The sequence below is a fragment of the Flavobacterium sp. genome (genome assembly GCF_027484705.1).
Taxonomy (GTDB): domain Bacteria; phylum Bacteroidota; class Bacteroidia; order Flavobacteriales; family Flavobacteriaceae; genus Flavobacterium.
Map to the genome: position 1 here is coordinate 67,453 of NZ_JAIXSL010000011.1, position 23,478 is coordinate 90,930.

The window sequence follows — 23,478 nt, forward strand, 5'->3', positions numbered from 1 at the left end:
ACTGAAAATTTTTACGGTTCTTTGCAGCCGCAAAACTATAGAGAGGTGTCCGAGTGGTTGAAGGAGCAAGCCTGGAAAGTTTGTATATGGGTAACTGTATCGTGGGTTCGAATCCCATCCTCTCTGCGATAAAACCGAAGCGTGAGCTTCGGTTTTTCTATTTAAGAAAATGTGTTGAAAGTTCACTTTCATAAACATTTTCTTAAATAGAAAAAAGCCTTTGCAAAAGGCTGGGTTTTATCGACAGACGCCCCCGCCAGGGATCACCACAGGTAATCCCAAATCAAGCAAATCCATATAATAACACCTTTTTCTCCCTACACCTATTACAGACGTCACTATTCCTTCCTCCTCATTTTTATCGAAAACCATCCCAGCACTAAAATGATCAAACCCATTATTACCCAAACCCTTGTCATATTTTTGAAAAGCGGTGCTGTTTCGAGGGCTTTTTCTTTTTCTATGGTCAATTCTTCACCCAGTTCCAATACTGTCAACGTCACGGGTAATTTGTCCGTGAAGCGTTCTATGTAATATTGATGGCTTGAAACAATTATCAATTTTTGTGTAAACGATGCTCCTCTAAATTTCAACGTTAGTATACTGAAAGATTACACAAGTACATTGGCTGAAATACTGATTTTGATTTGGTTTATTATTGCATTATAAATCTAAAATTCTGAATCCATCCCTAATTCCTCTGAATGAAGTTGAAGTATTCAATACTTTATATATGTTTGCAATCCAAAATGAAGTAATTTCTGAAAAATTATGACAGTAATAATGTGTTGGTTTTCAAAAGTTAAATACAATAATTTGAATTCTAAATAAAAACAAAAAAACAATATGAAAAGAATCATTACCCTTTTATTGGTGTTCTTGAGCCTGCAAATGTCGGCACAATGTATTCAAAAAGTCGGTGCCGGATCATCCTGTACTTTTGTAATTAAAACCGATGGTACGCTTTGGGCTTGGGGTCGCAATAATTACGGACAGTTAGGCATTGGTTCTGTAGTGAATGCTACTGCAAAAACTAGGGTCGGCACGGCCTCGAACTGGCAAAGCGTAGAAGGAGGACAATTCCATACCGCAGCAATCAAAGCCGACGGTTCGCTCTGGACCTGGGGCTTCAACGCGAGCGGACAATTGGGCATCAACAGTACGACCAATAGCAGCGTCCCTGTGCAGGTTTCGGGCGGTAATGTCTGGAAAAGCGTGGCGGCAGGATATGACCATACGGTCGCCATACGCACTGATGGTTCCATGTACGGTTGGGGACTCAACGATCACGGTCAGGTTGGCGACGGAACCGGCACCAACAGAAACCTACCCGTGCGCATTGGTACCGGCACGAATTGGGCAAGCGTAGCTGCCGGAAACAATGTTACGGTAGCCGTAAAAACCGATGGTACGCTTTGGGGCTGGGGCGAAAGCAGTCAGGTTGGCGACGGGACTACAGCTGATAAACGTTCCCCTGTTCAGCTAGGCACCGACACCAATTGGAAAAGCGTTTCGCGCGGCGTCACCCATACACTTGCATTAAAAACTGACGGTACGCTTTGGGCTTGGGGAACCAACGGCAAAGGACAATTGGGAATAGGTTCTACCGCAGGAGGCTTGTTGCCACCAGTACAAGTCGGAACCGATACCGATTGGGAAAGCATTAAGGCAGGATTCTTTTCGAGCATGGGCAGAAAAACTGATGGCACCATCTGGTCATGGGGCCAAGGCGGATTCTATCAGTTGGGACAGGGGACAAGTACAGCAAGTGTATTGGTTCCTACGCAGATTGGTACCGATACCGACTGGCAGTTCATCACTATAGGCTCAAGTTCTTTGTTTAACCAAGCCGTAAAAAATGACGGTACCTTATGGACCTGGGGTTACAACAATTATTCGCAATTGGGCGACGGGCTGACCGCCGCGCTTCCGGTACCCACATTCATTTCTTGTCCTGCAAGTATCAGCTTAACCGAAACGGCTTGCGACAGCTATACCTGGGCCACCAACGGAACTACATACACCCAAAGCGGACTTTATGTTGATCCGGTTACGAATAATGACCTGCATCTGACTATCAACTACAATACAGCAACAACCATCGATGAAACTGCTTGTGAAACCTATACTTGGGATGCTAATGGAACCACCTATACTGAAAGCGGAACTTACACCAATACAACCAGCAACGCATCAGGTTGTACCGATACAAAGACCTTGCATTTAACCATCAACCGCAATACCGCGTCAAGTATCGATCAAATGGCTTGTGAAAGCTATACTTGGGATGCCAACGGAACCACATACACCGAAAGCGGAACGTACACCAACATCACAACCAATGCATCAGGATGTACAGAAACAACGACATTGCATTTAACCATCGATACCAATACAACCACAACCATCAATGAAGCCGCTTGTGAAACCTATACTTGGGACGCCAACGGAACCACCTACACCGAAAGCGGAACCTATACGAATGTGATCACCGGCGCCTCAGGCTGTACGAATACTACAACGTTGCATTTAACCATCAACCACAATACTGAAGCCTCCATTGATGAAACCGCTTGCTCCTATTACATCTGGGCGGCCAACGGAACCATTTACACCGAAAGCGGAACTTACACCAACATCACGACAAGTGCATCAGGATGTACCCATACGGCTACACTGAATTTGATCGTAGACATGGATTCATTAGGAACTCAGGAGGAAGCGGCGTGCGACAGTTATTTGTGGTCCGTCAACGGAGTAACGTACACCGAAAGCGGAACGTATACCAATACCGTAACAACACCATCAGGTTGTGTGCATCTAACGGAATTATACCTTACAATCAACCACAGCACAGCATCAACGGCTACCGAAACGGCTTGTGGCAGTTATACCTGGGCAGCCAACGGAAATATATATACCGATAGCGGAACGTACACCAATGTCACAACAAATGCCTCAGGCTGCACCGATACCGCTACTTTGAACCTTACGATCAATACTGTCGAAATGCCAATCGGAGAATCGAACCAATCCGTTACAGCCGATGTTGCTGCTGGCGCCACGCTTGCCAATCTTGTCGTAAGTCCTACCACTATTTTATGGTATGCTTCATTGGCAGAAGCTTTGACGCATGAAAATCCAATAGCAACCACTACAGCGTTAACGGATGGCAATATCTATTATGCGGTCAATGCGGTCGACGGTTGTTACAGCGATCCGCTTGCAATATCCGTTTCAGTGACGCTCGCTAGCGATGTTTTCAACGATAACCGCTTCAGTATATACCCGAATCCGACTTCAGGTTTGATTTATATAAAATATGCAAAAGACATTACCACAATATCGGTTGTTAACTTGTTAGGGCAACAAGTCATGGCAAAGTCAATCAACAACCGCGAAGCTACCGTCGATATCTCGGCCTTAGATCGAGGGACTTATTTCCTGAAAATTAATGCTGACCAGCAGGTTAAAACCGTCAAAATCATCAAAGAATAGTAATTAGTTTTCGAATGGATTTTTTATTCAACATTCTGATTTCAAAAAACAATACGTTCAACTTTACCAAATCACTGAGGTTATTGTGGAAAAGAAGTTCACGCACAAGGCTCCCGAAGCCTTCCTCAGAAACGAACATGATTTTGCCATTTTTAATTTCAGAATGGGCCGGAAAAGCATCTTAAACGGAAGTTTCAAAAAACATGTCGAATCTATAAATCAGCAATAAAATGAGCGCAGAAAACAACAAAGCAGTAATCCGAAAACTCAACAAAGGTTTTGAGATGGATAGTGACGAGATGATTCTATCGTGTCTGGCAGACGATGTACGCTGGGATGTCGAAGGGCATTTCACGACGCATGGAAAAGCCGAATTTAAAGACAATATCCGCGGCGAAACTGCTGATGGGCCACCAACAATCACGATTAAAAATGAAATTGCCGAAGGAAATTACGTGGCGGTTGAAGGCCATGTTTCGTGTGGGATGAAAAACGGAATGGTGTTTAACGCGGTATTTCACAATTCGTATTATCTCGAAAACGGATTGATCAAAAGGATGAAATCGTTCGTCGTTCCGTTGTCGATGTAAAGATTAAAAACTACAGAAAATAAAAAAAGAGCCTCTTATGAAGCTCTCTTTTAATCTATTTTTCTATGAATTTATTTTCCTTTGTTTGCCTCGGCGATGTATTTTTCCAAAGCCATCGTCATCGAAGGCGTTTCCGGCGTCGGTGCCAGAATATCGATTCGCAATCCGTGTTCTAAAGCTTCTTTCTGTGTCGTGCTTCCGAAAACGGCGATGCGGGTATTGTTTTGTTGGAAATCCGGGAAGTTCATGAACAAGGACTTGATTCCGGTCGGGCTGAAAAAAGCCAGAATATCGTAATAAACATCAGCCAAATCCGACAAATCGCTCATCACGGTTTTGTAGAAAGTCGCTTGCGTCCAATTCACTTTAAGATTGTTCAAAGTCTGCGGCGCGTCGGCATTCAACTGGTCTGAAGCCGGCAACAGGAATTTCTCGTCTTTGTATTTTTTGATCAGCGGTGATAAGTCAGCAAAGTCTTTTTGACCTACATAAATCTTGCGTTTTCTATAAACTACATACTTCTGCAGGTAGAAAGCAATGGCTTCCGACTGGCAAAAATACTTCAACCCTTCAGGAACTTTATAGCGCATTTCTTCGGCCACCCTAAAAAAGTGATCGACGGAATTTTTACTGGTCAGGATGATGGCGGTGTAGTTGTTGAGGTCTATTTTCTGCAGACGGACGTCTTTTGCGTTGACGCCCTCAACGTGTATAAAAGGTCTGAAATCAACTTTTACCTTATGCTTTTGTTGCAGATCAAAGTACGGAGAATTCTCTACTTTAGGTTCTGGCTGCGACACCAAAATTGTTTTCACTTTCATATTTGACATTTTCTAAATATGCTAACTTTTTGTAAACCAATAACAGATAAAATAGTAGGGCGCTATTTCAAGTGCGCAAAGATATAAAATAAAATAAAACAACTTGCCGATTAATAAATTTTGATAATTCTTCAAAGAAATCACATAAGTTAACAGGTTTGTTAGCAATACCACAGCGATTAAAAAGTAAATAAAGAAATCCGGTAAATTAGCATTGTAAAACAAGATGCTGTCAATAGGCAAAAGCAACAATCCGACGTAAGTTCTGTAGGTCACTTTCTGCAAATTGAACTGATCCGTGAATTCTTCGATGTTGAATGACGTGGCAATAATCTTTTCAATCAGGAATTTCGAAAGCACAAAAACGCTCAAAAAAGTAGTGATTTGGATGAACAGAATGCCGTCCGTTTTGGAAGTATGGAAAAAATGATTCAGGATAAGTTGCACGAAAAAAGCCAAAGAAACGAGCTGCACGACAAAAAGAAAAATGGTAAAACCGCTCATCAGATAAATCGAATCGCGGTACATTTTGATGTATTTATCCGACACGATGAGCTTCATAAAATCGTGGAAACGGCTTTCAAAAACTGATTTCACAATGGCGATGATCACAAACATCAGCACAAAAATAATCGTGGCCCAATCGCTGGCTCCGATAACGCGTGGTTGCAAAATGGTTTCCATTATCATGCCGCAAAATTAGTAAAATTAACGGCATATCAATAGTAGCCGGTTGGTTTTTATTGACACGCTGCGCTACGGACACGCAATGCTACAGACACGCCTGCGGCTTTAGATTTTTCTGGAGCCGGGAACCTGCTATCCGTTGCAATCTTTTGCGCCGAACAACTGCGCAAAAGGATTTTCACTACAAATGCGTAGCATTTACCGAACTCCATTAAAAATAAAAGTTTGGTGAGGTAATCAGGGCTAGGCCACCGTTTTCAAACAACATCTTTAAGTTTTTCAATCCAAAGCCGCAGGCGTGTCCAAAGTGCAGCGTTTCAAAATATCCAGAGCCACAGGCGTGTCCACAATAATTATCGTTTTCTTAAGAAGCAACTCCCATAAAAAGTTTATTTTTGTTCCGTAATTGTACGTTTGCCATGAATGATGGAATTGTAATCATCCCCACTTATAACGAAATTGAAAATATCGAAACGATCGTCAGGGCAGTGTTTTCGCTGCATAAATCTTTCGACGTGCTGATTGTGGATGACAATTCGCCGGATCAAACTGCCGATAAAGTCATCGCGTTGCAAAGCGAATTCAAAGACCGCTTATATCTAGAAAAAAGAGACAAAAAAGCAGGGCTGGGAACCGCTTACGTGCATGGATTTCATTGGGCTTTGGCGCGGCATTACCAATACATTTTTGAAATGGACGCTGATTTCTCGCACAACCCGAACGATCTCGAAAAACTCTACAATGCCTGTCATTTTGGAGAAGCTGATGTAGCCATCGGTTCGCGTTATGTGACTGGTGTCAATGTGGTCAATTGGCCTTTGAGCAGGGTTTTGATGTCATATTTTGCATCGGTCTACGTGAAGATGATTACCGGAATGAAAATTCACGATGCGACCGCCGGATTCATCTGTTACAAGAGAATCGTGTTGGAACAGATTAATATCGACAAGATCAAGTTTATCGGTTACGCTTTTCAGATTGAAATGAAATACAGGGCTTTTGCCCATAAATTCCATATAGCCGAAGTGCCAATCATCTTTACGGACCGCACCAAAGGGCAATCTAAAATGAGTAATGCGATAATTAAAGAAGCCGTTTTCGGAGTCATATCGCTCAGGATTAGAAAGTTTTTCAACCAATTATAATGAATAGGATTCTCATAAAAAACGCCAAAATCGTCAATGAAGGACAAGTCTTTGAAGGCGATGTTTTGATTGAAGACGAATTGATTGTAGACATTGCCGAAAGCATCAGTCCAAAATCGACCAATACCACAATCATCGATGCAGAGGGGAATTATCTGATTCCCGGAATGATTGACGATCAGGTGCATTTTCGCGAACCCGGGCTCACGCACAAAGGCGATATTGAATCCGAATCAAGAGCGGCTATTGCAGGCGGAATTACTTCATTTATCGAGCAACCGAACACGATTCCAAATGCCGTAACTCAGGAAATCTTAGAAGAAAAATACCAAATCGCAGCTCAGAAATCGTATGCGAATTATTCGTTTATGATGGGTGCGACCAACGACAATTTAGAAGAATTACTCAAAACCAATCCGAAGAATGTGGCCGGAATTAAGATCTTTCTGGGTTCATCAACCGGAAATATGCTGGTCGATAATGAAGCGGTTCTTGAAAAAATATTCTCGTCAACACCGATGCTCATTGCCGTGCATTGCGAAGACGAACAAACCATCAAAAATAATCTTGAAGAATATATTGCAAAGTACGGTGATGCTGTTCCCGTAACGGCGCACCATCTGATTCGAAGTGCGGAAGCCTGTTATCTGTCGTCGTCGAAAGCCATTGCGCTCGCTAAGAAAACCGGTGCGCGTTTGCACATTTTTCATTTGTCGACCGCCGAAGAAATGGATTTGTTTACCAATAAGATTCCGCTTGCCGAGAAGAAAATCACGGCTGAAGTCTGCATCCATCATTTGTGGTTTACCAATGAGGATTATGCGACCAAAGGCAATTTCATCAAATGGAATCCTGCCGTAAAAACAGCTCAAGACCGCACAGCACTTTGGGAAGCGTTGCTCGACGACCGCATCGATGTGATTGCCACGGACCACGCACCGCATACTTTGGAAGAAAAAAAGCAGTCTTACCTCAAAGCACCTTCGGGCGGGCCATTAGTGCAACATGCTTTGGTCGCTTTGTTTGAAGCGCATCATCAGGGAAAAATCACGATAGAAAAAATCGTCGAGAAAACGGCTCATAATCCGGCAACGCTTTTTAAAATCGAAAAAAGAGGTTTCATCAAAAAAGGCTATTATGCCGATCTGGTGATTATCAATGCAGGTTTGCCCTGGAGCGTTAAAAAAGAAAACATCTTATACAAATGCGGTTGGTCGCCTTTTGAAGGATTTACCTTTACCTCAAGAATTACGCATACTTTTGTCAACGGACAATTGGTGTATCACAATTTCAAGGTGAAGGACATCCATTGTGGAAAGCGCCTTTTGTTTGATCGATAAAATAAAACTATGAAAAAAATAGTAGCTGTTCTTATACTTATAATGTCTCTAGCAAGTTGTAATCATAATGCTGTTGAGAAACCGGATAAGCTTATTGACGAGGATGTGATGGTCGATATTCTTTATGATTTGTCCATTATGGAAGCTGTCAAATCCCAAAACCCTTATGCGCCGCAAAATGAGTCTATGAACCCTAAGGATTTCATCTTTAGAAAATACAAAATTGACAGCCTGCAATTTACAGAAAGCAACCGCTATTATATTGCGCAGATTGAAGAATATAAAAAAATGTACGATAAAGTGGCTGAACGCATTGAAAATGAAAGTAAAGAAGCAGTAGCGGTACCAAGTACTAAAGATGCGCATCCAATTAGTTCAGGTTCTGAAGCCGGACAAGTGAAATAAATTACTTTTTGTGAGGGTAATATGCCGCGATTTCATCAATGCAGGTTTCAATATCCTGAAAATGAAAGCCTAACGCTGATTTTATTTTTTCGTTCGAATACTGGTGCGTTTGATGTAGCGAACTTGCCATGAATCGGCTCATCACCCTTTTCCTGTTTAAAACGAAAGACAACAAGGCATCCAATCTCCAGTAAATTTCGGTCATCCACGGTTTTGCGTGTCGTTTTGGTGCTTTGACTTTTATGGACACAGCGATGTTTTTTACGATGTCTTGGTATGAAATATTGTCCGCTATGACAATAAAACGCTCGCCACTGATGTCGCTCTCCATGCTTTGAATCATGCTTTTGACGACATCGTTTACACCTACAAATCCGGAGGAACCTTTTGTAAAAAAAGACAGACCGTTGGCGACATTGGTGAATAACAAACCGCTGCCTGAATCCCAAAAACCATCACCTAGTATGATTCCCGGATTAATGATTGTAACTGTAAGACCTTCCTGCAGGCCACGCCAGACTTCCATTTCCGCACCATATTTTGAAATCGCGTAATCGCTGTGCGCTACTTCGGGGTTCCATTCGGTGTCTTCGGTGATCGTGTCTTCAAATTCTTTCAGGTCACCCAAAGCGGCTATCGAACTGACATGACAAAGTTTTTTCACTTGGTAAGCTAGGCAAAAATTAACGATGTTCGCCGTGCCTTCGATATTGATTTTGCGTAACAACGTTTCATCGTTGGGGGCAAAGGAGATTAAGGCTGCGCAATGGTACACATAATCTATATTGGGAAATGCTTTTTCCAGAGAAGGAATGTCGGTAATGTCGGCCTGAATCCACTCAATCTTTTCGAACAAAGTTTCCCTGTTATGGCTTCTAAACAGTGATCTTGTTTTTTCGAGCCCGACGACGTTGCGGTACATGGCGCGGACTTCCTGCCCGTATTCCAACAACTGCAGCAGCAAATGCGATCCGACCAAACCTGTAGCGCCTGTGACTAATATCATGTGGTAAAAATACTATTTAATCATCGATTTGCAGAACGTCGTTATTGAAAAAATTGACCTCAAAAACAAACTTGTCATTAAGCATTAAATTTTATCTTTGCGCACTCAAGGCCATAAGGCTGAATAGACGAAAGTAAAATTGATTTCAAATGAAAAATTTAGTAGCAGAATTGCAATGGCGTGGATTGGTTCATGATATCATGCCCGGAACTGAAGAACAATTGCTCAAAGAAATGACGGCCACTTATATAGGATTTGATCCTACCTCGGATTCGTTACACATCGGCAGTCTGGTTCCGATTATTCTGTTGGTTCATTTAGGGAAGTTCGGACACAAACCGATTGCTTTGGTCGGAGGTGCTACAGGTATGATTGGCGACCCATCCGGCAAATCCGATGAGCGAAATTTGCTTGATGAAGCGACTTTAAACCATAATGTTGAAGGCATTAAAAGGGTTTTGTCGCGATTTCTCGATTTTAATTCCACAGAAAAAAATGCTGCGATTCTCGTCAACAATTATGATTGGATGAAGACTTTTACGTTCATCGATTTTGCACGTGAAGTCGGCAAACGCATTACCGTCAATTATATGATGGCGAAAGATTCCGTCAAGAAAAGATTGTCAGGCGAAGGCGAAGGCATGTCGTTTACTGAATTCACTTACCAACTCATTCAAGGTTACGATTTTTACCATTTACACAAACATTACAATTGCCTGCTTCAAATGGGCGGCAGCGATCAATGGGGCAATATTACGACCGGAACCGAACTCGTACGTCGAATGAATCCTGAAGGCGCAAAAGCTTTCGCGATGACTTGTCCGTTAATCACCAAAGCCGATGGGTCGAAATTCGGGAAATCCGAAGGCGGCAATATCTGGCTCGATGCCGATAAGACTTCGGTGTATAAATTCTACCAGTTTTGGCTTAATACGACGGATGTTGATGCCGAAAAGTACATCAAGATTTTCACGTTTCTCGATGAAGCAACGATTAACAAATTGATTGAAGAACATCACGCCGCACCGCATTTACGAGTGTTGCAACGCAAACTGGCCGAAGAAGTGACGACGTTCGTGCATTCGAAAGAAGATTTGGACAAAGCGATTCAGGCCTCAAATATTTTGTTCGGAAATGCGACTTCGGAAGATCTGAAACAGCTCGATGAAACCACTTTTCTGGAAGTTTTTGATGGTGTGCCGCAAGCTGAAATTTCAAAAAAAGACATCGAAAACGGATTGGATATCGTCGTAGTATTAAATGAAAAAACAGGATTCCTAAAATCGAACGGAGAAGCAAGACGTGCTTTGGCCGAAAACTCGATTGCCGTTAATAAAGAAAAAGTGGCTGAAGGATTTATGCTGACTTCAAAAGATTTAATCAACAACCAATTCGTTTTACTGCAACGCGGCAAGAAAAACTATTTCGTACTTCGAATAGTCTAAAAGTCTTAAGCGCAGCGAGTCTATAGCCTTAGGCGAGTCGTTTATAAAACCATAAGATTACAACCGCGGATATCGCTGTTATCAAAACGTCCCAATACTTCGAAAGTCGTGTTGGGATTTTTTTTGCCTAAATCCTGCGTTGCGATGAACGAACAGGAATTGATGTTCGCGAGATCGATGACGTTGATGCCGCCGGTTTTTCCATCGCCAACATAACTTAAAGCATCTTCGGTGTCGCGTATCAGAATTTGCATCCAAGGCGGACATTCAAAAATACCATCGCCGAGTGAATAGGCTTGTGACAAAAGCTCCGTCATGCCATACTCTGAATGGATTGCATTGACGCCGAATCCGATGCGCAATTCCTCGTGTAAATCCTCGCGAATCATTTCTTTGCGTTTGCCTTTCATTCCGCCGGTTTCCATGATGATGGTGTTCTTGAGTTGGAAGGTTTGTTTTGCAATCAGATCCAGCAAAGCGTAGGTTACGCCAATAAGAATTACATTTTGACCCGATTCGTCTAACGCAATGAGTTTGGAAGTGAGTTCCTCGTAATTGTGCAGGTAAAAGCCGCTGTCGGGATTATTACTCAAATTGATTAAATCCTGAACCATATAAATGAGTGACGAACCTTCACGTTCGAGATAGGACGGAAGCAAAGCTAGGATCGTATAATCTTCAATATTGCCATAAAATTGAGAAAAGCCTCTGCGGTAACTTTCTTCGTATAAACTGAGGTCGGTAATCAGATGTTGACTCGTAATCATTCCGGTTGTTCCGCTGCTCGTGAATATTTTTTCAACGGCGTTTTCTCCGGTAACAACTTCATGACTTTTAAAAAACTGAATCGGCAAAAACGGAATTTGTTGTAATGATTTTACAGCTTGTTTGTCAACCTTCAAATGCTCGCAAAAAGTTCTGTAGACTAAATTGTTTTCGTATTGGAAACGGAAAACCTTGAGCGCGATTTTCTCAAATGGTTTGTGTCCGGTAATCGAAAATATGTCGGAATGGGGAATCAAGATTTTTTTGGTAAAAATAGGAAATAAAAAAACTCCAACGTTTCGGTTGGAGTTTTTAATATATGGAAGTGTTTCAATTATCTAACCACCAATTTACTTGTTGCTGTTTTACCGGCTTCAGTAATTTTAAGGATGTAAACCCCTTTGTTCAATGAAGATACATTGATCGCGTTGTTAGCAGTAGTGGTATTGAATACTTGTTTTCCTAGTACGTCGAAGATTACGATGTTTTTCTCAGCGTTCGCTTGAGTATTAATAAACAAAGTTCCGTTAGTAACAGGGTTTGGATATACTTCAAGACCTGCGATTGCATTTTGTTTTACAGCCAATAATTCTGAAGTACTTGTAGCAATAGTCAACTCATCAATCGTCATGGTTGGTGTTGGGTTGTTGTCTTGTCTTAGAATAAATCCGCCTAATTCAGTAATAGCTGTCGCTGGAGTAACTGTTAAAGTAGCTGGCGTTGAGGCGCTGAAAGAAGTTAAGTCAGGATTCAACCAAGCGTTTAATGTATTGGTGTTAAAGTCATAACCCATTACTACAAAAACTACATCACCAACGTTTCTTAAAGTAGCGTCATAGTTTGTTGTGAATGAAGGCGCATCAAAACCTAATTGGTATTGTGTACCTGTTCTTTTAAAGAACATTCTGGCTTTGAAAGATCTTGAAGCATCGCTTAATGCTGCAAAATAAGTTTCTGCTGCATCAGCTGCAAGTGCTAAATCAGTAACGCTCATCATGAAAGAAGCATATAGTGTTCCGGAATTTGTTGCTGTGAATGGAGAAAAACAGTCAATACCAGAACCAGTAAAGCTTACAGCGTTACCACTTGATGTAGCATTAGGATAACTCAAGCTTCCAGCAACTGCAAGGATGTTGTCCCCTGAGTTAATGTTAGTCCACTGCTCCTGAGCCCCTAAAGAAGCTCCGTCTGCATAGTTGAAATGATCTCTTAAAGGCAAAATATTGATTGGTTTACATTCTGGAGAATTTACAGCAGCACTTGTGTTGCAAGTTCCACCAATAATGGTAGCTGAAAATGCAGTTCCTTCAGGAACACCAGTAATAACGATATTTCCTGCAGCTACAGCGTTAGGATTGTCTCCGCCTACAACACCAGCATTTGGTGTAATGGCGTATGCAGCATTTCCTGCGCCAGTGAAAGGAATGGTTACGGTGTAAGTATCAGTTCCAAGATTAAAACCATCGCAAGAAGCAGTTGCTGTTCCTAAAGCTAGGGTACAAGAAGCTGAAACACTGCTCAATTTTACGTCGTCAATTCTATATTGTAAAATTGTAGAAGATTTAAAACGGATAGATAGCGTTCCCGAAGAAGGAATCACACCACCGCTTATTGTTGCCAAAGTCCAACCTGTTCCTGATGGAGTATAAGTTATAGGAGCCCAGTTAGTACCATTTGTACTTACCTCAACAGTTAAAACGTTAGTTACGGCTGTTGGGGTATTGATTCCGAAAGAAAGCTGAAGGTCAGCAGTATTGTAGGCAGACGTATTCAGACCATCAATTTGAAAATATTCATCAATGGCGTTAATGAATACGTTTCTAACACCTGAAGCACCATTGTATCCGCTAGAGGCAAGAGATGAACGTACGTCAGCAGTTCCTGAGTAAGCAATTGGAGCCCCATTTTCGAAAACATTGTCAGCAATGGCTAAGGTTCCTGTTGCTGTTCCGAAATTCTCAGAGTAGAAAGTCTGTCCGAAAGACGCAGAACTTACCACCGCTAATAATAAAATGTAAAGTTTTTTCATTTTTAAGTTTTTAAATTTAAGACTACAAATATAGAAAGTATTTTTCTTTGTATAAAAGAAATTATTGTAAAATAAAGATTAAGGAAAGGAGGGTGTGAAAAATAACTACTTGACAATCAATTTTCTAGTAGCTGTTGCTTCGCCTTCGCGAATTTTGATGATGTAAACACCCGGAGAAAGACTCGCAATCGAAAGTTCTTTGGCATTGATGGTGGCCTGAAGTACTTTTTTACCCAGCACATCAAAAATAGAAATGTCTTTGTCTAGAGAAGATTTGGAAGTGATATAAATCTTTCCGGTATTGACAGGGTTAGGGTAAAAACTCAAACCATCTATGCTAGCCGATTGCTGCCTGTTGTCCTGAGCCATAGCGGTCAGCGAAAACAAACAGAACAAAAACGAAATTGTATAAAGGTATTTTTTCTTCATGAGTTCTTTCAATGCGGTAAAGATAGGAATTAATTTCAAAACAAAATCATAAAAAAAACACCTCTTGAATTGAGGTGTTTTTCAGTATAGTTGCTTTGAATATTTTAATTCAATAAGTTAATTCCTTCTACAATTGTCCATGCTCCTGGTGTAATTGTAGCTCCAGTAGCTTCAGCACTTAAAGTATAATCAGTGTCTGCAAAAAGAACTGTAATTCCAGATGCACCTGCATATTGCGAGATGCCATCATTGATTTTAACATTCGTCAATTTGATTTTATGTCCATCTACTTGACCCGTATTTGTAGCAGCATCTTGGATACGCACTGCTGTAGCTCCGGTAGTAGTATAACCAGAAATTACAATGTTAGAGAAATCGCCATTACCTTGTTTTTTGAATTGGATAGCATCGTATTCAGCGGCAGAAGTTCCGCCTTCGGTTACTGTCCCCGCAGCTCTTTTCAATGTAATGTTAGTGATTTTTGGCCAAAAGTCATTGTTCACACTTTTAGCTTCTACTTCCATTCCGAAGTTTCCTGTTCCTACTTGAGAAGCAAACCAGTTGCTGTTTAATTGTCCTCTCCAACCATCCTGCCAGTCAAAGGCATCATCCGTGTTTCCGTAAGAAATTAAGTTTGTTGCGCTAACGGTTCCGCCGTAAAATTCGTAACCATCATCAGCACCTTTATAAGAAACCAAATTTTCTAAGATGGTTCCTGAACCTACAGAATAGAAAGAGAAACCGTTCATTTCGCTGGTTCCGTCAGTGATTTTTTTACCTGCATATTCTACGCGAACATAACGTAAAGTTCCGCCGTTGTGCGTAGCGTTAGATCCGCCATAAGTATAAGCTGTTCCTGTTACTGAACTTGTAAGTCCATCTTCGGAAGTAGCGCTTGTCACAGAACTAGCTCCAACGATTGGTGCATCTCCGTAAATAATGATTCCGCCCCATGAACCTGGAACTTTGGTCAAATGCGTACATACAATTGGTTCCGCAGCGGTACCAATCATGATTAATTTTCCTCCGTTTTCTACTACAAGTGCGTCAACACCATCAGTAACATCTGCAGTAATTACAGAACCAGCATCAATGGTCAACGTAACGCCAGCTTTCACACGAACCGTTCCTTTTAGAGTGTAATTTCCTTTTACATAAGTACGGTTGGCACTAAAATCTCCAGAAATTTCTCCTGATGGCGTTGGTGTGCTGTTTGAACTTTCGTCATCAGAAGTACAAGCTGTAAATAAGGTTGCGATTGTAGCAAGACTTAATAGTAATTTTTTCATTGTTAATGTTGTTAAAATTGTTACACAAAAATAGCTTTACCCTTTTTTAAGGCAGTTAGCTAAACATTACATTATGTTTATTAAAGGATAAAGCGATTGTAAATTCTAGGTTAAAAAACTATCGACTTTGTTAATTTATTTGTTTGGCGTAAATGAAAAAGTTCGTCAATCAAAAATTGACGAACTTTTATTTTTAACTCAAGAACTTTTTAGAAAGTATAATTTACACCCAATGAAAATCCGGTACCTCTTTTATATTCTCTTACTGTTAAATCACTTTCTGTAATGGTTTGCGAACTTTCACTTCCCAATACTCTTTTGAAAGATGGATTCAAGATATTATCCACAGCGAATTTCACTTCGATGTTTTTAGAGAATTTACTCGACCAAACGAAGTCTAATTTGTGAAAAGGTTTCTCGTAGATGTGGTCAATTCCGGCAGTTCCTACCGCGTAAATTCTTTCACCAGATACGCCATAAACTAACGAGATTGTGTTTTTCATGTCTTCGTTAAATTTGAAATCATACTTCAAATCTGAATTGACCAACCAATCGGAAGCACCTTGCAAGGCTCTCTTTTTACTGTTTTCTAATGGGTTTTTAACCAAATCAACTTCTACGTCGGTTTTCATGATCGAGGTGTTGAATCCCCAAGAGAAATTATTCAATGCTGCACTGATCTTGTTTAAAGGCAATAAAACTTCTAGCTCGATTCCGAAAAGCAAAGCGCTTTTAGAATTGGCATAGGTAATAATCTGTCCGCCACTACTGGCCGTTGGAATGAAAATTCTCTCGATTGGATTTTTGATTTGTTTTCCGAAAAGCCCAACTACAAAAAGTTGATTTGAATTCGGGAACATTTCATACTTTAAATCAAAATTGACATTGTCGCTATTGACGATTTTTGGATTACCAATTTCAACTGTTCCGTCAGGATTCACAAAGTTCACCGGAAGAATTTCTATCGACGTTGGTCTGGTAATGGTTTTAGAAGCCGCAAAACGAATGTTGCTTTTTTCATTTAAAGTATATTTAACATTCAAAGCAGGTAAAAAGTCGATTTTATCTTTTTTCAATTTTCTGTAGTCGGCATCAAAAGAATCTCCGGTTTGGCGGTATTTGATTTCTCTAATCGAACTTTCAATCCTTACGCCACCATTGATGTCCCATTTTTCAGCGAAATTATAAAACACATTGGTGTAAGCTGAATTAACATTTTGATACAATTTCGAACGCCAATCGCCAGTAGATTCTTCGGTGAATTTTACCAATCCAGCATTCACATCGTTGACAATTGCGTCATTAATGGTATTGATGTTCGTAACAAAAGGCGTTGCCAATAAAGGTCTTCCGAAAACAAAACGATAGGACGATACTTCTTCGTTGCTCAATCCGTTATATCCGACAACCAATTTTGTGTTTTTTCCGTTGTCTTTTTCTTTCAAGGTTACGGCGTATTCTAGCATACCAGAAAAGAATCGATCTCCGGAAACATCGAAATACTGGCGGATTAAATTGTCGGCTCCATAAGTGGTTTTGATTTCTGTTTCATTCAATTTTTCACCTGTAATCACTTTTCTGTCAGGCAAACCATAAGCTGTTTTTACAAATGAAAATCCTCCTTTTAGAGTGTGTTTTCCGTTGGCTGTTAGTTTGTAATTGGCCAAAATTTGGTTGTTCCAGTATTTTGATTCTTCAAATTGATTCAATCGAATTAAAACATTTGGATTGGTATTCAAACTGTTTTTGTAACCCAATTGGTCTTGAATAACACTCGAAGTGGAGCGCAATACAAACGAATTCATCGCGATATCAAAACGATCTGACTTGAATTTAACACCAACCAATCCGGATAAAGTAGTAGTATAATTGTATTTTGAAACCGCAAAATTATTATCGTAATTCCCTTGTCCTTGATTGAATGTTCGGTCAATACCTTCTAAAACTTGGTATTTGTTATCGGCATTCAACGAGAAAATATAACTGATGCTTTTGTTTTTTTCAAGATTGAATTTTTCAGAATGTAAGAAACCAATCCCTGAATTTATCGGGCTGCTTGAATTGTCAACATTCCATGAGTTTTGTTTGCCCGACGCATTGTACTGCGCTGGCGTAAGGATTTTTCCGGATGGCACATTTCCAAAAGTGGAAGGCAATTCACGATCTTTTCCTAACAAACCAAGAAAACCTTGCGTCGTATTGGCGTCTTCTGAAATCAGAAAATCACGACCGTTGTTGTTGGTCGTATAACCTAAACTAGTGCTGATTTTAGTAATGCTCGTCCTTGGTTGTGTGGTTTCGATGTTGATCGTGGCTCCAGCAAAATCGCCGGGAATGTTCGGATTAAAAGTTTTGTAAACATTTAAAACCCCCACAATATCAGTAGGAAATAAATCCAACGGAATAATTTTTTTAAACGGGCTGTTCGATGGCGCTTGCAAATCATTGATCAATAAATTGTTGTAACGCTCTTCCAAACCACGCACAAATAAACCTCTGGATTCTACTTTCGAGACACCAGTAATTTTAGTCAAACCTTCTTGCACATTACTAACGCCTTTTCTCGCCATTTCCTGAGCACCGATACTTTGTTTGATTTCAACCGCTTTCTTCTGGTCGAGTAACAAAGCGGTTTCTTTTTCTCTTCCGCCAGTGGCTTTTACCACAACATCTTCAAGCTTATAACTTCCTGAGCCTAACGCTTTGTTGACTGTAATGGTTTCTCCGGCTTTTACCGTCACGGGAACTTCTACATTTTCATATCCTAAAAAGCTAAAGACTAAAATGTGTTTTCCTTCAGTAACAGTAAGGGTGTATTTTCCGTTTTCATCTGTAGTCGTGCCTATAGTTGTGCCTTTGATGGCAGCGTTTGCAAAAGGCAAAGTAGCATTATTCGCGTCTTTGTCAGTAAGTACTCCAGTAACTGTTCCTTTAGTTTGAGCCAAAGCTATCGTACAAATCAAGAAAGCAGTTATTAAAAATTTGATTTTCATCTTTGTGTATGTTAAATTTTGGTGCAAAGGAACGCCCACGTTGTAAAGTTCATGTTACTTACGGGTTACGATTTGGTTTCTTAAAGATTACGGAATTGTTAACAGATTAAATTACAGTTAATACGATTTACGCATATTCTTTTATCTTTACATTTACAATCGCAAAGCAAGGCATCTGCTTTAATCTTACCGATGAAGTAATGCTATAAACGATTAATTTTGCTACCTATGAAGAAAAAAGACATCAAGATTTTATTGGTCGACGACGAACAGGACATCCTAGAAATTGTAGGATACAACCTTTCTCAGGAAGGTTATCAAATTGTTACGGCTTCCAATGGTAAAGAAGCGATTGTCAAAGCCAAAAAAGAATTGCCGCACCTGATTATCATGGATGTCATGATGCCCGAAATGGACGGTATGGAAGCTTGCGAGAACATCCGCAGAATCCCGGAATTGAGCCATGTTATCATTACCTTTCTTACAGCAAGAAGCGAAGATTATTCCCAAGTGGCCGGTTTTGATGCGGGCGCTGATGATTATATTACCAAACCGATTAAGCCGAAATTACTGGTCAGCAAAGTGAAAGCGTTGTTGCGCAGGTTAAAAGGCGATGAGGCCAAAGGTTCGGAAACTTTAAACGTTGGTGATATCGAAATCAATCGCGAAGAGTACAAAATCGTAAAAGATGGGCGCGAGATTATTTTGCCACGGAAAGAATTTGAACTTTTTTATCTGTTGGCTTCCAAACCCGGAAAAGTATTCAAAAGAGAAGAAATTCTCGACAAAGTCTGGGGCAATGAAGTCATTGTCGGCGGCAGAACCATCGATGTACACATCCGCAAATTACGCGAAAAAATAGGCGACGATTTCTTCAAAACCATAAAAGGAGTGGGTTACAAATTTGAAGTATAACCAACGCATCAAAGTAGTATCTTTACAAGGTCTTTGTGGCGCTGTGTTGGGCATTTTGTAACTACTCGTTATGGCTGTTAATTTTAAAAAAACATATACCTTTGCTGTCAAATCAGCACTCTACATCACTTTTTTTTCTACAGGTGTAGTAGGTTTTCTTACCTATTATTTTTTCGAATTTTCTCTTGAGTTTTGCCTCTGTTTTGCAACAGCCGTGGCACTTTTTGCTTTTTTTGTCTTGCAATACCGCGTCGAGCATTTCATCTACCGCAGGGTCAAAAAAATCTACGATGATGTGTCGCTTTTGGAATCTTCAAGCTTTAGGAGCCAACCGATTACCACTGATATGGCTACATTAACCAGAGAAGTTAAAAAGTTCGCAACCGACAAGAAACTCGAAATCGAAATGCTCAAAGTGCGCGAAGAATACCGCCGCGAGTTTATCGGCAACGTGTCGCACGAACTCAAAACGCCTTTGTTTACGGTTCAGGGTTACCTTTCAACTTTGCTTGATGGCGCGATGAATGACAAAAGCATCCGCAAAAAGTATTTGCAGCGTGCCGAAAAAGGCGTCGAACGATTGATTTATATCGTGCAGGATCTCGATATGATCTCCAAACTTGAAATGGGCGATCTGAATCTAGAAATCCATGCTTTCGATATCGTCAAACTCGTGCAAAATGTTTTTGATCTTTTAGAAATGGAAGCTTCCAAAAAAGACATCCTGTTGCTTTTCGACATGAAATACAATAAACCCATATTGGTGACTGCCGACAGCGAAAAAATTGAGCAAGTAGTGATCAATCTCGTGATGAATTCCATCAAGTATGGCAAAGAAAAAGGTTCGACCGAAGTCAGTATCGAAAGCCTTACGGAAAACAAAGTAATCGTTCGCGTGAAAGACGACGGCGAAGGCATCGAAAAGCACAATATTTCAAGACTTTTCGAACGTTTCTTCCGTGTCGATAAAAGTGGCGCCAGAAGCGAAGGCGGCTCCGGATTAGGTTTGTCAATTGTGAAGCATATCATCGAAGCACACGATGAGAAAATCTACGTCGAAAGTGAATTCGGCAAAGGATCAGAATTCTCCTTTACGCTCGAAAAGGCAAAATAGAGTTGAAGCGTTAAAACAATCAGGAGATGCACAGGCTCACTTTTTTTCGAACAAGCAAAATAGATTTTTCCAATGAATGCGTTCGCTTTTTAAAATAGCGTGTTTATACAAATCAATTTCCGTTAATTTTTCGAAAGTGAAATCTTCCTGTTTTGAATAGGGGAACAATCCGTGTTTCTTGAGCCTTTTGGCCAAATATTCCTGTTCGTATTGTCCGGGTGTCGGGATAAAAAATGCTTTTTTCTCCAAGGCAGCCAAATCCATCACGGTCGTATATCCCGAACGGCAAAGCACGATCTCACTTTCATTGAACGTTTGTTCGAGTTGCTCCGAGGTCATAAAATTGTAGTAAGTCACATGGTCAATTTCAATTTTAGATTGCTGCAAAGCCATTTTCCCGCAGATGAAAACTACGCTACCTTTGAAGTCATCAATAGAGTCTCGCAAACGGTGCTCTAATATACTGCGTTGCGGCTCCGGCCCGGAAAGAATAATCATTAGATCATATTTTACCGGAACCTCTTTTTTTTCCAAACGGCTCAGCGGGCCAATATATTTAATGTGGTCGAGCGGTTTTTTTAAATGACCAAGTTTTCCGGTTAAATTCGGCGCATCTTCATAATCAGGAACCCAGCATTCGTCATACTTTTTGATAATGTGCTGGTGCAGTTTACTCGAAATCCAGGTGGTGTTGCCCGTCAAAACATTCAACTGATGTGTCATAAAAACAGAATGTACTTTTTTACTGTACACACCCAATCGATTGTCGGAAATAATGCCTGTAAGGTTGTATTCTTTCACCCATTGCTTGACAATTTTTTTCTCTTCAAGAATCGCGTCCATCATTCTGGGCATGCTTTTGAGCATTTTCCATTTGAAATCAGCGCCGTCTTTCGCATATTCGATTTCATACGAAGGCAATTCCAGCGCTTTCAGATAGGGAAACTCTTTCTTTAGCATCGCCAAAGCATCGCCATCAGAAGCCAGAATCGGCGTAAACCCGTTTTCTTGCAAAGCTTTGATGATCGGGATGCAACGTGTGGCGTGGCCTAAACCCCAATTCAACGGCGCGACTAAAATATTTTTTTCCATAGAAATCATTCAAAGCGAACTCGCCTTAACAGGGCGCAAAATAAAAACATTTCCGGTCTTGTATATTTCCTTAATTTTGCCAAAACATTAAATAACATCGTGGGAAGTAAAAATAAGTTAAAAAGGTTTAAGGAAAACGAAACGTTCCAAAACGTTTTTCAGCCGACGCGCGAAGAAGTCGTTTCAGGAAATTTTGCGCTCAAAGGCAAATGGAACAGCGAATTTTTCAAAAATGAAAACCCTTTAGTTTTAGAATTGGGTTGTGGCAAAGGCGAATATTCCGTCGGTTTGGCCGAGCGTTATCCGGATAAGAATTTTATCGGCATCGACATCAAAGGCGCGCGGTTCTGGCGCGGTGCGAAAACGGCGGTTGAAGACGGTTTGCATAATGTAGCCTTCGTCCGTACGCAAATCGAACTCATCGACCATCTTTTTGCCGCGCACGAAGTCGACGAAATCTGGATTACTTTTCCCGACCCGCAGATCAAATACAAACGCACCAAACACCGCATGACCAATACCGAGTTTTTGAAATTGTATAAAAAAATCCTCAAAAAAGACGGCGTGGTCAACCTCAAGACTGACAGCGAATTCATGCACGGCTACACTTTAGGATTGCTGCACGGCGAAGGGCACGAAGTTTTATATGCGAACCACAATGTCTATAAAAACGAAGGCAGTCCCGCAGAAGTGACCGCCATTCAAACGTTCTACGAAAAACAATATTTGGAAATCAACAAAGCAATTACGTATATTCGTTTTAAAATCAAATAGATGGCTTTTGTACTTCCGCTTTTTTTGGGTTTTTGTATCGCAATCTTAGCGGTGATCCTTCCGGGATTGATCAATATGACAGCAGCAAAAATCAGCCTTGAGGAAGGGAAAACACAAGCCTTGAGTTTTATTTTTGGCGCCTCGGTCATTGTTTTTTTTCAAACCTATGTAGCGGTACTTTTTGCGCGGTTCATCAATGCGCACCTCGAAATCATTTCATTGCTGCAGGAAATTGGAATCCTCATTTTTTCCGGGCTCAGCATTTACTTTTTCTGGATTGCCAAGAAACCCAGGAACAAACATCAAGGGCTTAAAATCCGTGGGAAATCCAATCGTTTTTTCTTTGGCGTTTTGCTGTCGATGCTCAACTTTTTGCCGACGCCTTTTTATGTTTTTACAAGTATTAGCATCGCGCATTCGGGCTATTTTCATTTCGAGCCGTTGGAAATCTTTAATTTCGTTTTAGGCGTGGTTTTAGGGTCGTTTTTAGTGTTTTATTTATATATCGTTGCGTTCAAATCGATTGAGAAAAAGACGCAGTTCCTAATGAAAAACATGAATACGATCATGGGAACCGTGACCGCTTTGATGGCGCTTTTCACCCTTTTTAAATTGTGTTGCAAATAATCATGGAAGCCAATTTCTTCGAGCGCGTTTATGCTGTGGCCCGACAAATTCCTTACGGGAAAGTCACTTCTTATGGCGCGATTGCGAAAGCGCTCGGCAGCGGAAGATCTGCGAGAATGGTAGGCTGGGCGATGAATGCCTCGCACAATATTGACGATGTTCCCGCGCACCGCGTCGTCAACAGAAAAGGATTGCTTACGGGAAAACACCATTTCGGAGGCACGAACTTAATGCAGCAACTGCTCGAAAGCGAAGGCATCAAAGTCATCGACAATCAAATCATCGATTTCGAAAAACACTTTTGGCAGCCTGAAGTGGAAGTTTAGTTTTTTGACTTCATTAAAATCTGGAGTATCGTTATCGTTTTTGCAATTTTTTAATTGTGAATTGTACATAAAAACCCACCGTCAAACCTGACAATAACAGCATCGAGATTTTCAATTCATTAACAGCAGTTTCTATCAAATTCCTGTTATCTTTGCAATCTAAAATCAGTTTAAATAAACATAGTTTT

Annotated in this window: 20 protein-coding genes and 1 tRNA gene; 12 read left to right on the forward strand and 9 right to left on the reverse strand. The window is 40.7% G+C overall.

What is annotated here, in order from left to right; genetic code table 11:
• The first annotated feature begins 39 nt into the window (after positions 1 to 39).
• From Q0058_RS06170 to Q0058_RS06180, 3 genes are all read left to right on the forward strand, one after another.
• Positions 40 to 126 (forward strand) — tRNA-Ser (locus tag Q0058_RS06170).
• Positions 127 to 846: 720 nt separating this feature from the next.
• Complete coding sequence (locus tag Q0058_RS06175) at positions 847 to 3,498, forward strand: T9SS type A sorting domain-containing protein (protein WP_298221973.1); 2,652 nt, start codon at positions 847 to 849, stop codon at positions 3,496 to 3,498.
• Between the two features lie 230 nt (positions 3,499 to 3,728).
• Complete coding sequence (locus Q0058_RS06180) at positions 3,729 to 4,088, forward strand: nuclear transport factor 2 family protein (RefSeq protein WP_298221975.1); 360 nt, start codon at positions 3,729 to 3,731, stop codon at positions 4,086 to 4,088.
• Positions 4,089 to 4,159: 71 nt separating this feature from the next.
• On the opposite strand, the gene Q0058_RS06185 is transcribed toward Q0058_RS06180, so the two are convergent.
• Both Q0058_RS06185 and Q0058_RS06190 read right to left on the reverse strand, forming a co-directional pair.
• Positions 4,160 to 4,909 (reverse strand): uroporphyrinogen-III synthase, encoded by a 750-nt coding sequence (locus Q0058_RS06185; protein WP_298221977.1) that lies wholly within the window; start codon positions 4,907 to 4,909, stop codon positions 4,160 to 4,162.
• Between the two features lie 21 nt (positions 4,910 to 4,930).
• Complete coding sequence (locus tag Q0058_RS06190; RefSeq protein WP_298221979.1) at positions 4,931 to 5,593, reverse strand: DUF4271 domain-containing protein; 663 nt, start codon at positions 5,591 to 5,593, stop codon at positions 4,931 to 4,933.
• A 422-nt stretch (positions 5,594 to 6,015) separates the two neighbouring features.
• Here Q0058_RS06190 and Q0058_RS06195 point away from each other — a divergent pair, with 422 nt between their 5' ends.
• From Q0058_RS06195 to Q0058_RS06205, 3 genes are read left to right on the forward strand one after another with little or no spacing between them, the layout of a single operon-like run.
• A complete protein-coding gene (locus tag Q0058_RS06195; RefSeq protein WP_298222159.1) occupies positions 6,016 to 6,741 on the forward strand; it encodes a polyprenol monophosphomannose synthase in 726 nt (241 codons plus the stop codon).
• The gene (locus tag Q0058_RS06200; protein WP_298221980.1) at positions 6,741 to 8,081 is read left to right on the forward strand and encodes a dihydroorotase; all 1,341 of its coding nucleotides are present in this window, start codon (positions 6,741 to 6,743) and stop codon (positions 8,079 to 8,081) included. The genes Q0058_RS06195 and Q0058_RS06200 overlap by 1 nt, the downstream gene beginning before the upstream one ends.
• A 9-nt stretch (positions 8,082 to 8,090) precedes the next feature.
• Positions 8,091 to 8,486 (forward strand): DUF4296 domain-containing protein, encoded by a 396-nt coding sequence (locus Q0058_RS06205; RefSeq protein WP_298221983.1) that lies wholly within the window; start codon positions 8,091 to 8,093, stop codon positions 8,484 to 8,486.
• A gap of 1 nt (position 8,487) precedes the next feature.
• On the opposite strand, the gene Q0058_RS06210 is transcribed toward Q0058_RS06205, so the two are convergent.
• Entirely contained in the window at positions 8,488 to 9,492 is a 1,005-nt protein-coding gene (locus tag Q0058_RS06210; protein WP_298221985.1) for an NAD-dependent epimerase/dehydratase family protein, read from the reverse strand.
• Between the two features lie 149 nt (positions 9,493 to 9,641).
• Here Q0058_RS06210 and tyrS point away from each other — a divergent pair, with 149 nt between their 5' ends.
• On the forward strand, positions 9,642 to 10,937 hold the full coding sequence (gene tyrS, locus Q0058_RS06215) for a tyrosine--tRNA ligase (RefSeq protein WP_298221987.1): 1,296 nt from the start codon (positions 9,642 to 9,644) through the stop codon (positions 10,935 to 10,937).
• 41 nt (positions 10,938 to 10,978) lie between these two features.
• Here the strand turns inward: tyrS and Q0058_RS06220 are convergent, their stop codons facing one another.
• From Q0058_RS06220 to Q0058_RS06240, 5 genes are all read right to left on the reverse strand, one after another.
• Positions 10,979 to 11,959, reverse strand: a complete 981-nt coding sequence (locus Q0058_RS06220; RefSeq protein WP_298221989.1) for an acyl transferase — start codon at positions 11,957 to 11,959, stop codon at positions 10,979 to 10,981.
• Between the two features lie 77 nt (positions 11,960 to 12,036).
• Positions 12,037 to 13,731 carry a T9SS type A sorting domain-containing protein gene (locus tag Q0058_RS06225; RefSeq protein WP_298221991.1) on the reverse strand — a complete coding sequence of 565 codons (1,695 nt, stop codon included), beginning with the start codon at positions 13,729 to 13,731 and terminating at the stop codon, positions 12,037 to 12,039.
• A gap of 105 nt (positions 13,732 to 13,836) precedes the next feature.
• Positions 13,837 to 14,160 (reverse strand): T9SS type A sorting domain-containing protein, encoded by a 324-nt coding sequence (locus Q0058_RS06230; RefSeq protein ID WP_298221993.1) that lies wholly within the window; start codon positions 14,158 to 14,160, stop codon positions 13,837 to 13,839.
• A 104-nt stretch (positions 14,161 to 14,264) separates the two neighbouring features.
• On the reverse strand, positions 14,265 to 15,449 hold the full coding sequence (locus Q0058_RS06235) for a hypothetical protein (RefSeq protein WP_298221995.1): 1,185 nt from the start codon (positions 15,447 to 15,449) through the stop codon (positions 14,265 to 14,267).
• 209 nt (positions 15,450 to 15,658) lie between these two features.
• Positions 15,659 to 18,442: a TonB-dependent receptor gene (locus tag Q0058_RS06240; RefSeq protein WP_298221997.1), complete on the reverse strand. Its 2,784-nt coding sequence runs from the start codon at positions 18,440 to 18,442 to the stop codon at positions 15,659 to 15,661.
• A gap of 228 nt (positions 18,443 to 18,670) precedes the next feature.
• Between Q0058_RS06240 and Q0058_RS06245 the strand changes: the two genes are divergently transcribed.
• Both Q0058_RS06245 and Q0058_RS06250 read left to right on the forward strand, forming a co-directional pair.
• Complete coding sequence (locus tag Q0058_RS06245; protein WP_298221999.1) at positions 18,671 to 19,357, forward strand: response regulator transcription factor; 687 nt, start codon at positions 18,671 to 18,673, stop codon at positions 19,355 to 19,357.
• A gap of 70 nt (positions 19,358 to 19,427) precedes the next feature.
• Positions 19,428 to 20,471, forward strand: coding sequence for an ATP-binding protein (locus Q0058_RS06250; protein WP_298222001.1), 1,044 nt, complete (start codon positions 19,428 to 19,430; stop codon positions 20,469 to 20,471).
• Positions 20,472 to 20,507: 36 nt separating this feature from the next.
• On the opposite strand, the gene Q0058_RS06255 is transcribed toward Q0058_RS06250, so the two are convergent.
• Positions 20,508 to 21,563 carry a glycosyltransferase gene (locus Q0058_RS06255; RefSeq protein ID WP_298222003.1) on the reverse strand — a complete coding sequence of 352 codons (1,056 nt, stop codon included), beginning with the start codon at positions 21,561 to 21,563 and terminating at the stop codon, positions 20,508 to 20,510.
• A gap of 99 nt (positions 21,564 to 21,662) precedes the next feature.
• Between Q0058_RS06255 and trmB the strand changes: the two genes are divergently transcribed.
• Genes trmB through Q0058_RS06270 form a run of 3 tightly spaced genes read left to right on the forward strand, consistent with a single transcriptional unit; the run spans position 21,663 to position 23,290 of the window.
• A complete protein-coding gene (gene trmB, locus Q0058_RS06260; protein WP_298222005.1) occupies positions 21,663 to 22,337 on the forward strand; it encodes a tRNA (guanosine(46)-N7)-methyltransferase TrmB in 675 nt (224 codons plus the stop codon).
• On the forward strand, positions 22,338 to 22,964 hold the full coding sequence (locus tag Q0058_RS06265; RefSeq protein ID WP_298222007.1) for a lysine transporter LysE: 627 nt from the start codon (positions 22,338 to 22,340) through the stop codon (positions 22,962 to 22,964).
• Entirely contained in the window at positions 22,964 to 23,290 is a 327-nt protein-coding gene (locus Q0058_RS06270) for an MGMT family protein (RefSeq protein WP_298222160.1), read from the forward strand. Before Q0058_RS06265 ends, Q0058_RS06270 begins: the two co-directional genes overlap by 1 nt.
• The last annotated feature ends 188 nt before the right edge of the window (positions 23,291 to 23,478 follow it).

Bases quoted from the DNA above. Each gene is read 5' to 3' on its own strand.
- Q0058_RS06175 (WP_298221973.1), top strand. From the start codon at position 847: ATGAAAAGAATCATTACCCTTTTATTGGTGTTCTTGAGCCTGCAAATG.
- Q0058_RS06180 (WP_298221975.1), top strand. From the start codon at position 3,729: ATGAGCGCAGAAAACAACAAAGCAGTAATCCGAAAACTCAACAAAGGT.
- Q0058_RS06185 (WP_298221977.1), bottom strand. From the start codon at position 4,909: ATGAAAGTGAAAACAATTTTGGTGTCGCAGCCAGAACCTAAAGTAGAG.
- Q0058_RS06190 (WP_298221979.1), bottom strand. From the start codon at position 5,593: ATGGAAACCATTTTGCAACCACGCGTTATCGGAGCCAGCGATTGGGCC.
- Q0058_RS06195 (WP_298222159.1), top strand. From the start codon at position 6,016: ATGAATGATGGAATTGTAATCATCCCCACTTATAACGAAATTGAAAAT.
- Q0058_RS06200 (WP_298221980.1), top strand. From the start codon at position 6,741: ATGAATAGGATTCTCATAAAAAACGCCAAAATCGTCAATGAAGGACAA.
- Q0058_RS06205 (WP_298221983.1), top strand. From the start codon at position 8,091: ATGAAAAAAATAGTAGCTGTTCTTATACTTATAATGTCTCTAGCAAGT.
- Q0058_RS06210 (WP_298221985.1), bottom strand. From the start codon at position 9,492: ATGATATTAGTCACAGGCGCTACAGGTTTGGTCGGATCGCATTTGCTG.
- tyrS (WP_298221987.1), top strand. From the start codon at position 9,642: ATGAAAAATTTAGTAGCAGAATTGCAATGGCGTGGATTGGTTCATGAT.
- Q0058_RS06225 (WP_298221991.1), bottom strand. From the start codon at position 13,731: ATGAAAAAACTTTACATTTTATTATTAGCGGTGGTAAGTTCTGCGTCT.
- Q0058_RS06230 (WP_298221993.1), bottom strand. From the start codon at position 14,160: ATGAAGAAAAAATACCTTTATACAATTTCGTTTTTGTTCTGTTTGTTT.
- Q0058_RS06235 (WP_298221995.1), bottom strand. From the start codon at position 15,449: ATGAAAAAATTACTATTAAGTCTTGCTACAATCGCAACCTTATTTACA.
- Q0058_RS06240 (WP_298221997.1), bottom strand. From the start codon at position 18,442: ATGAAAATCAAATTTTTAATAACTGCTTTCTTGATTTGTACGATAGCT.
- Q0058_RS06245 (WP_298221999.1), top strand. From the start codon at position 18,671: ATGAAGAAAAAAGACATCAAGATTTTATTGGTCGACGACGAACAGGAC.
- Q0058_RS06250 (WP_298222001.1), top strand. From the start codon at position 19,428: ATGGCTGTTAATTTTAAAAAAACATATACCTTTGCTGTCAAATCAGCA.
- Q0058_RS06255 (WP_298222003.1), bottom strand. From the start codon at position 21,563: ATGGAAAAAAATATTTTAGTCGCGCCGTTGAATTGGGGTTTAGGCCAC.
- Q0058_RS06265 (WP_298222007.1), top strand. From the start codon at position 22,338: ATGGCTTTTGTACTTCCGCTTTTTTTGGGTTTTTGTATCGCAATCTTA.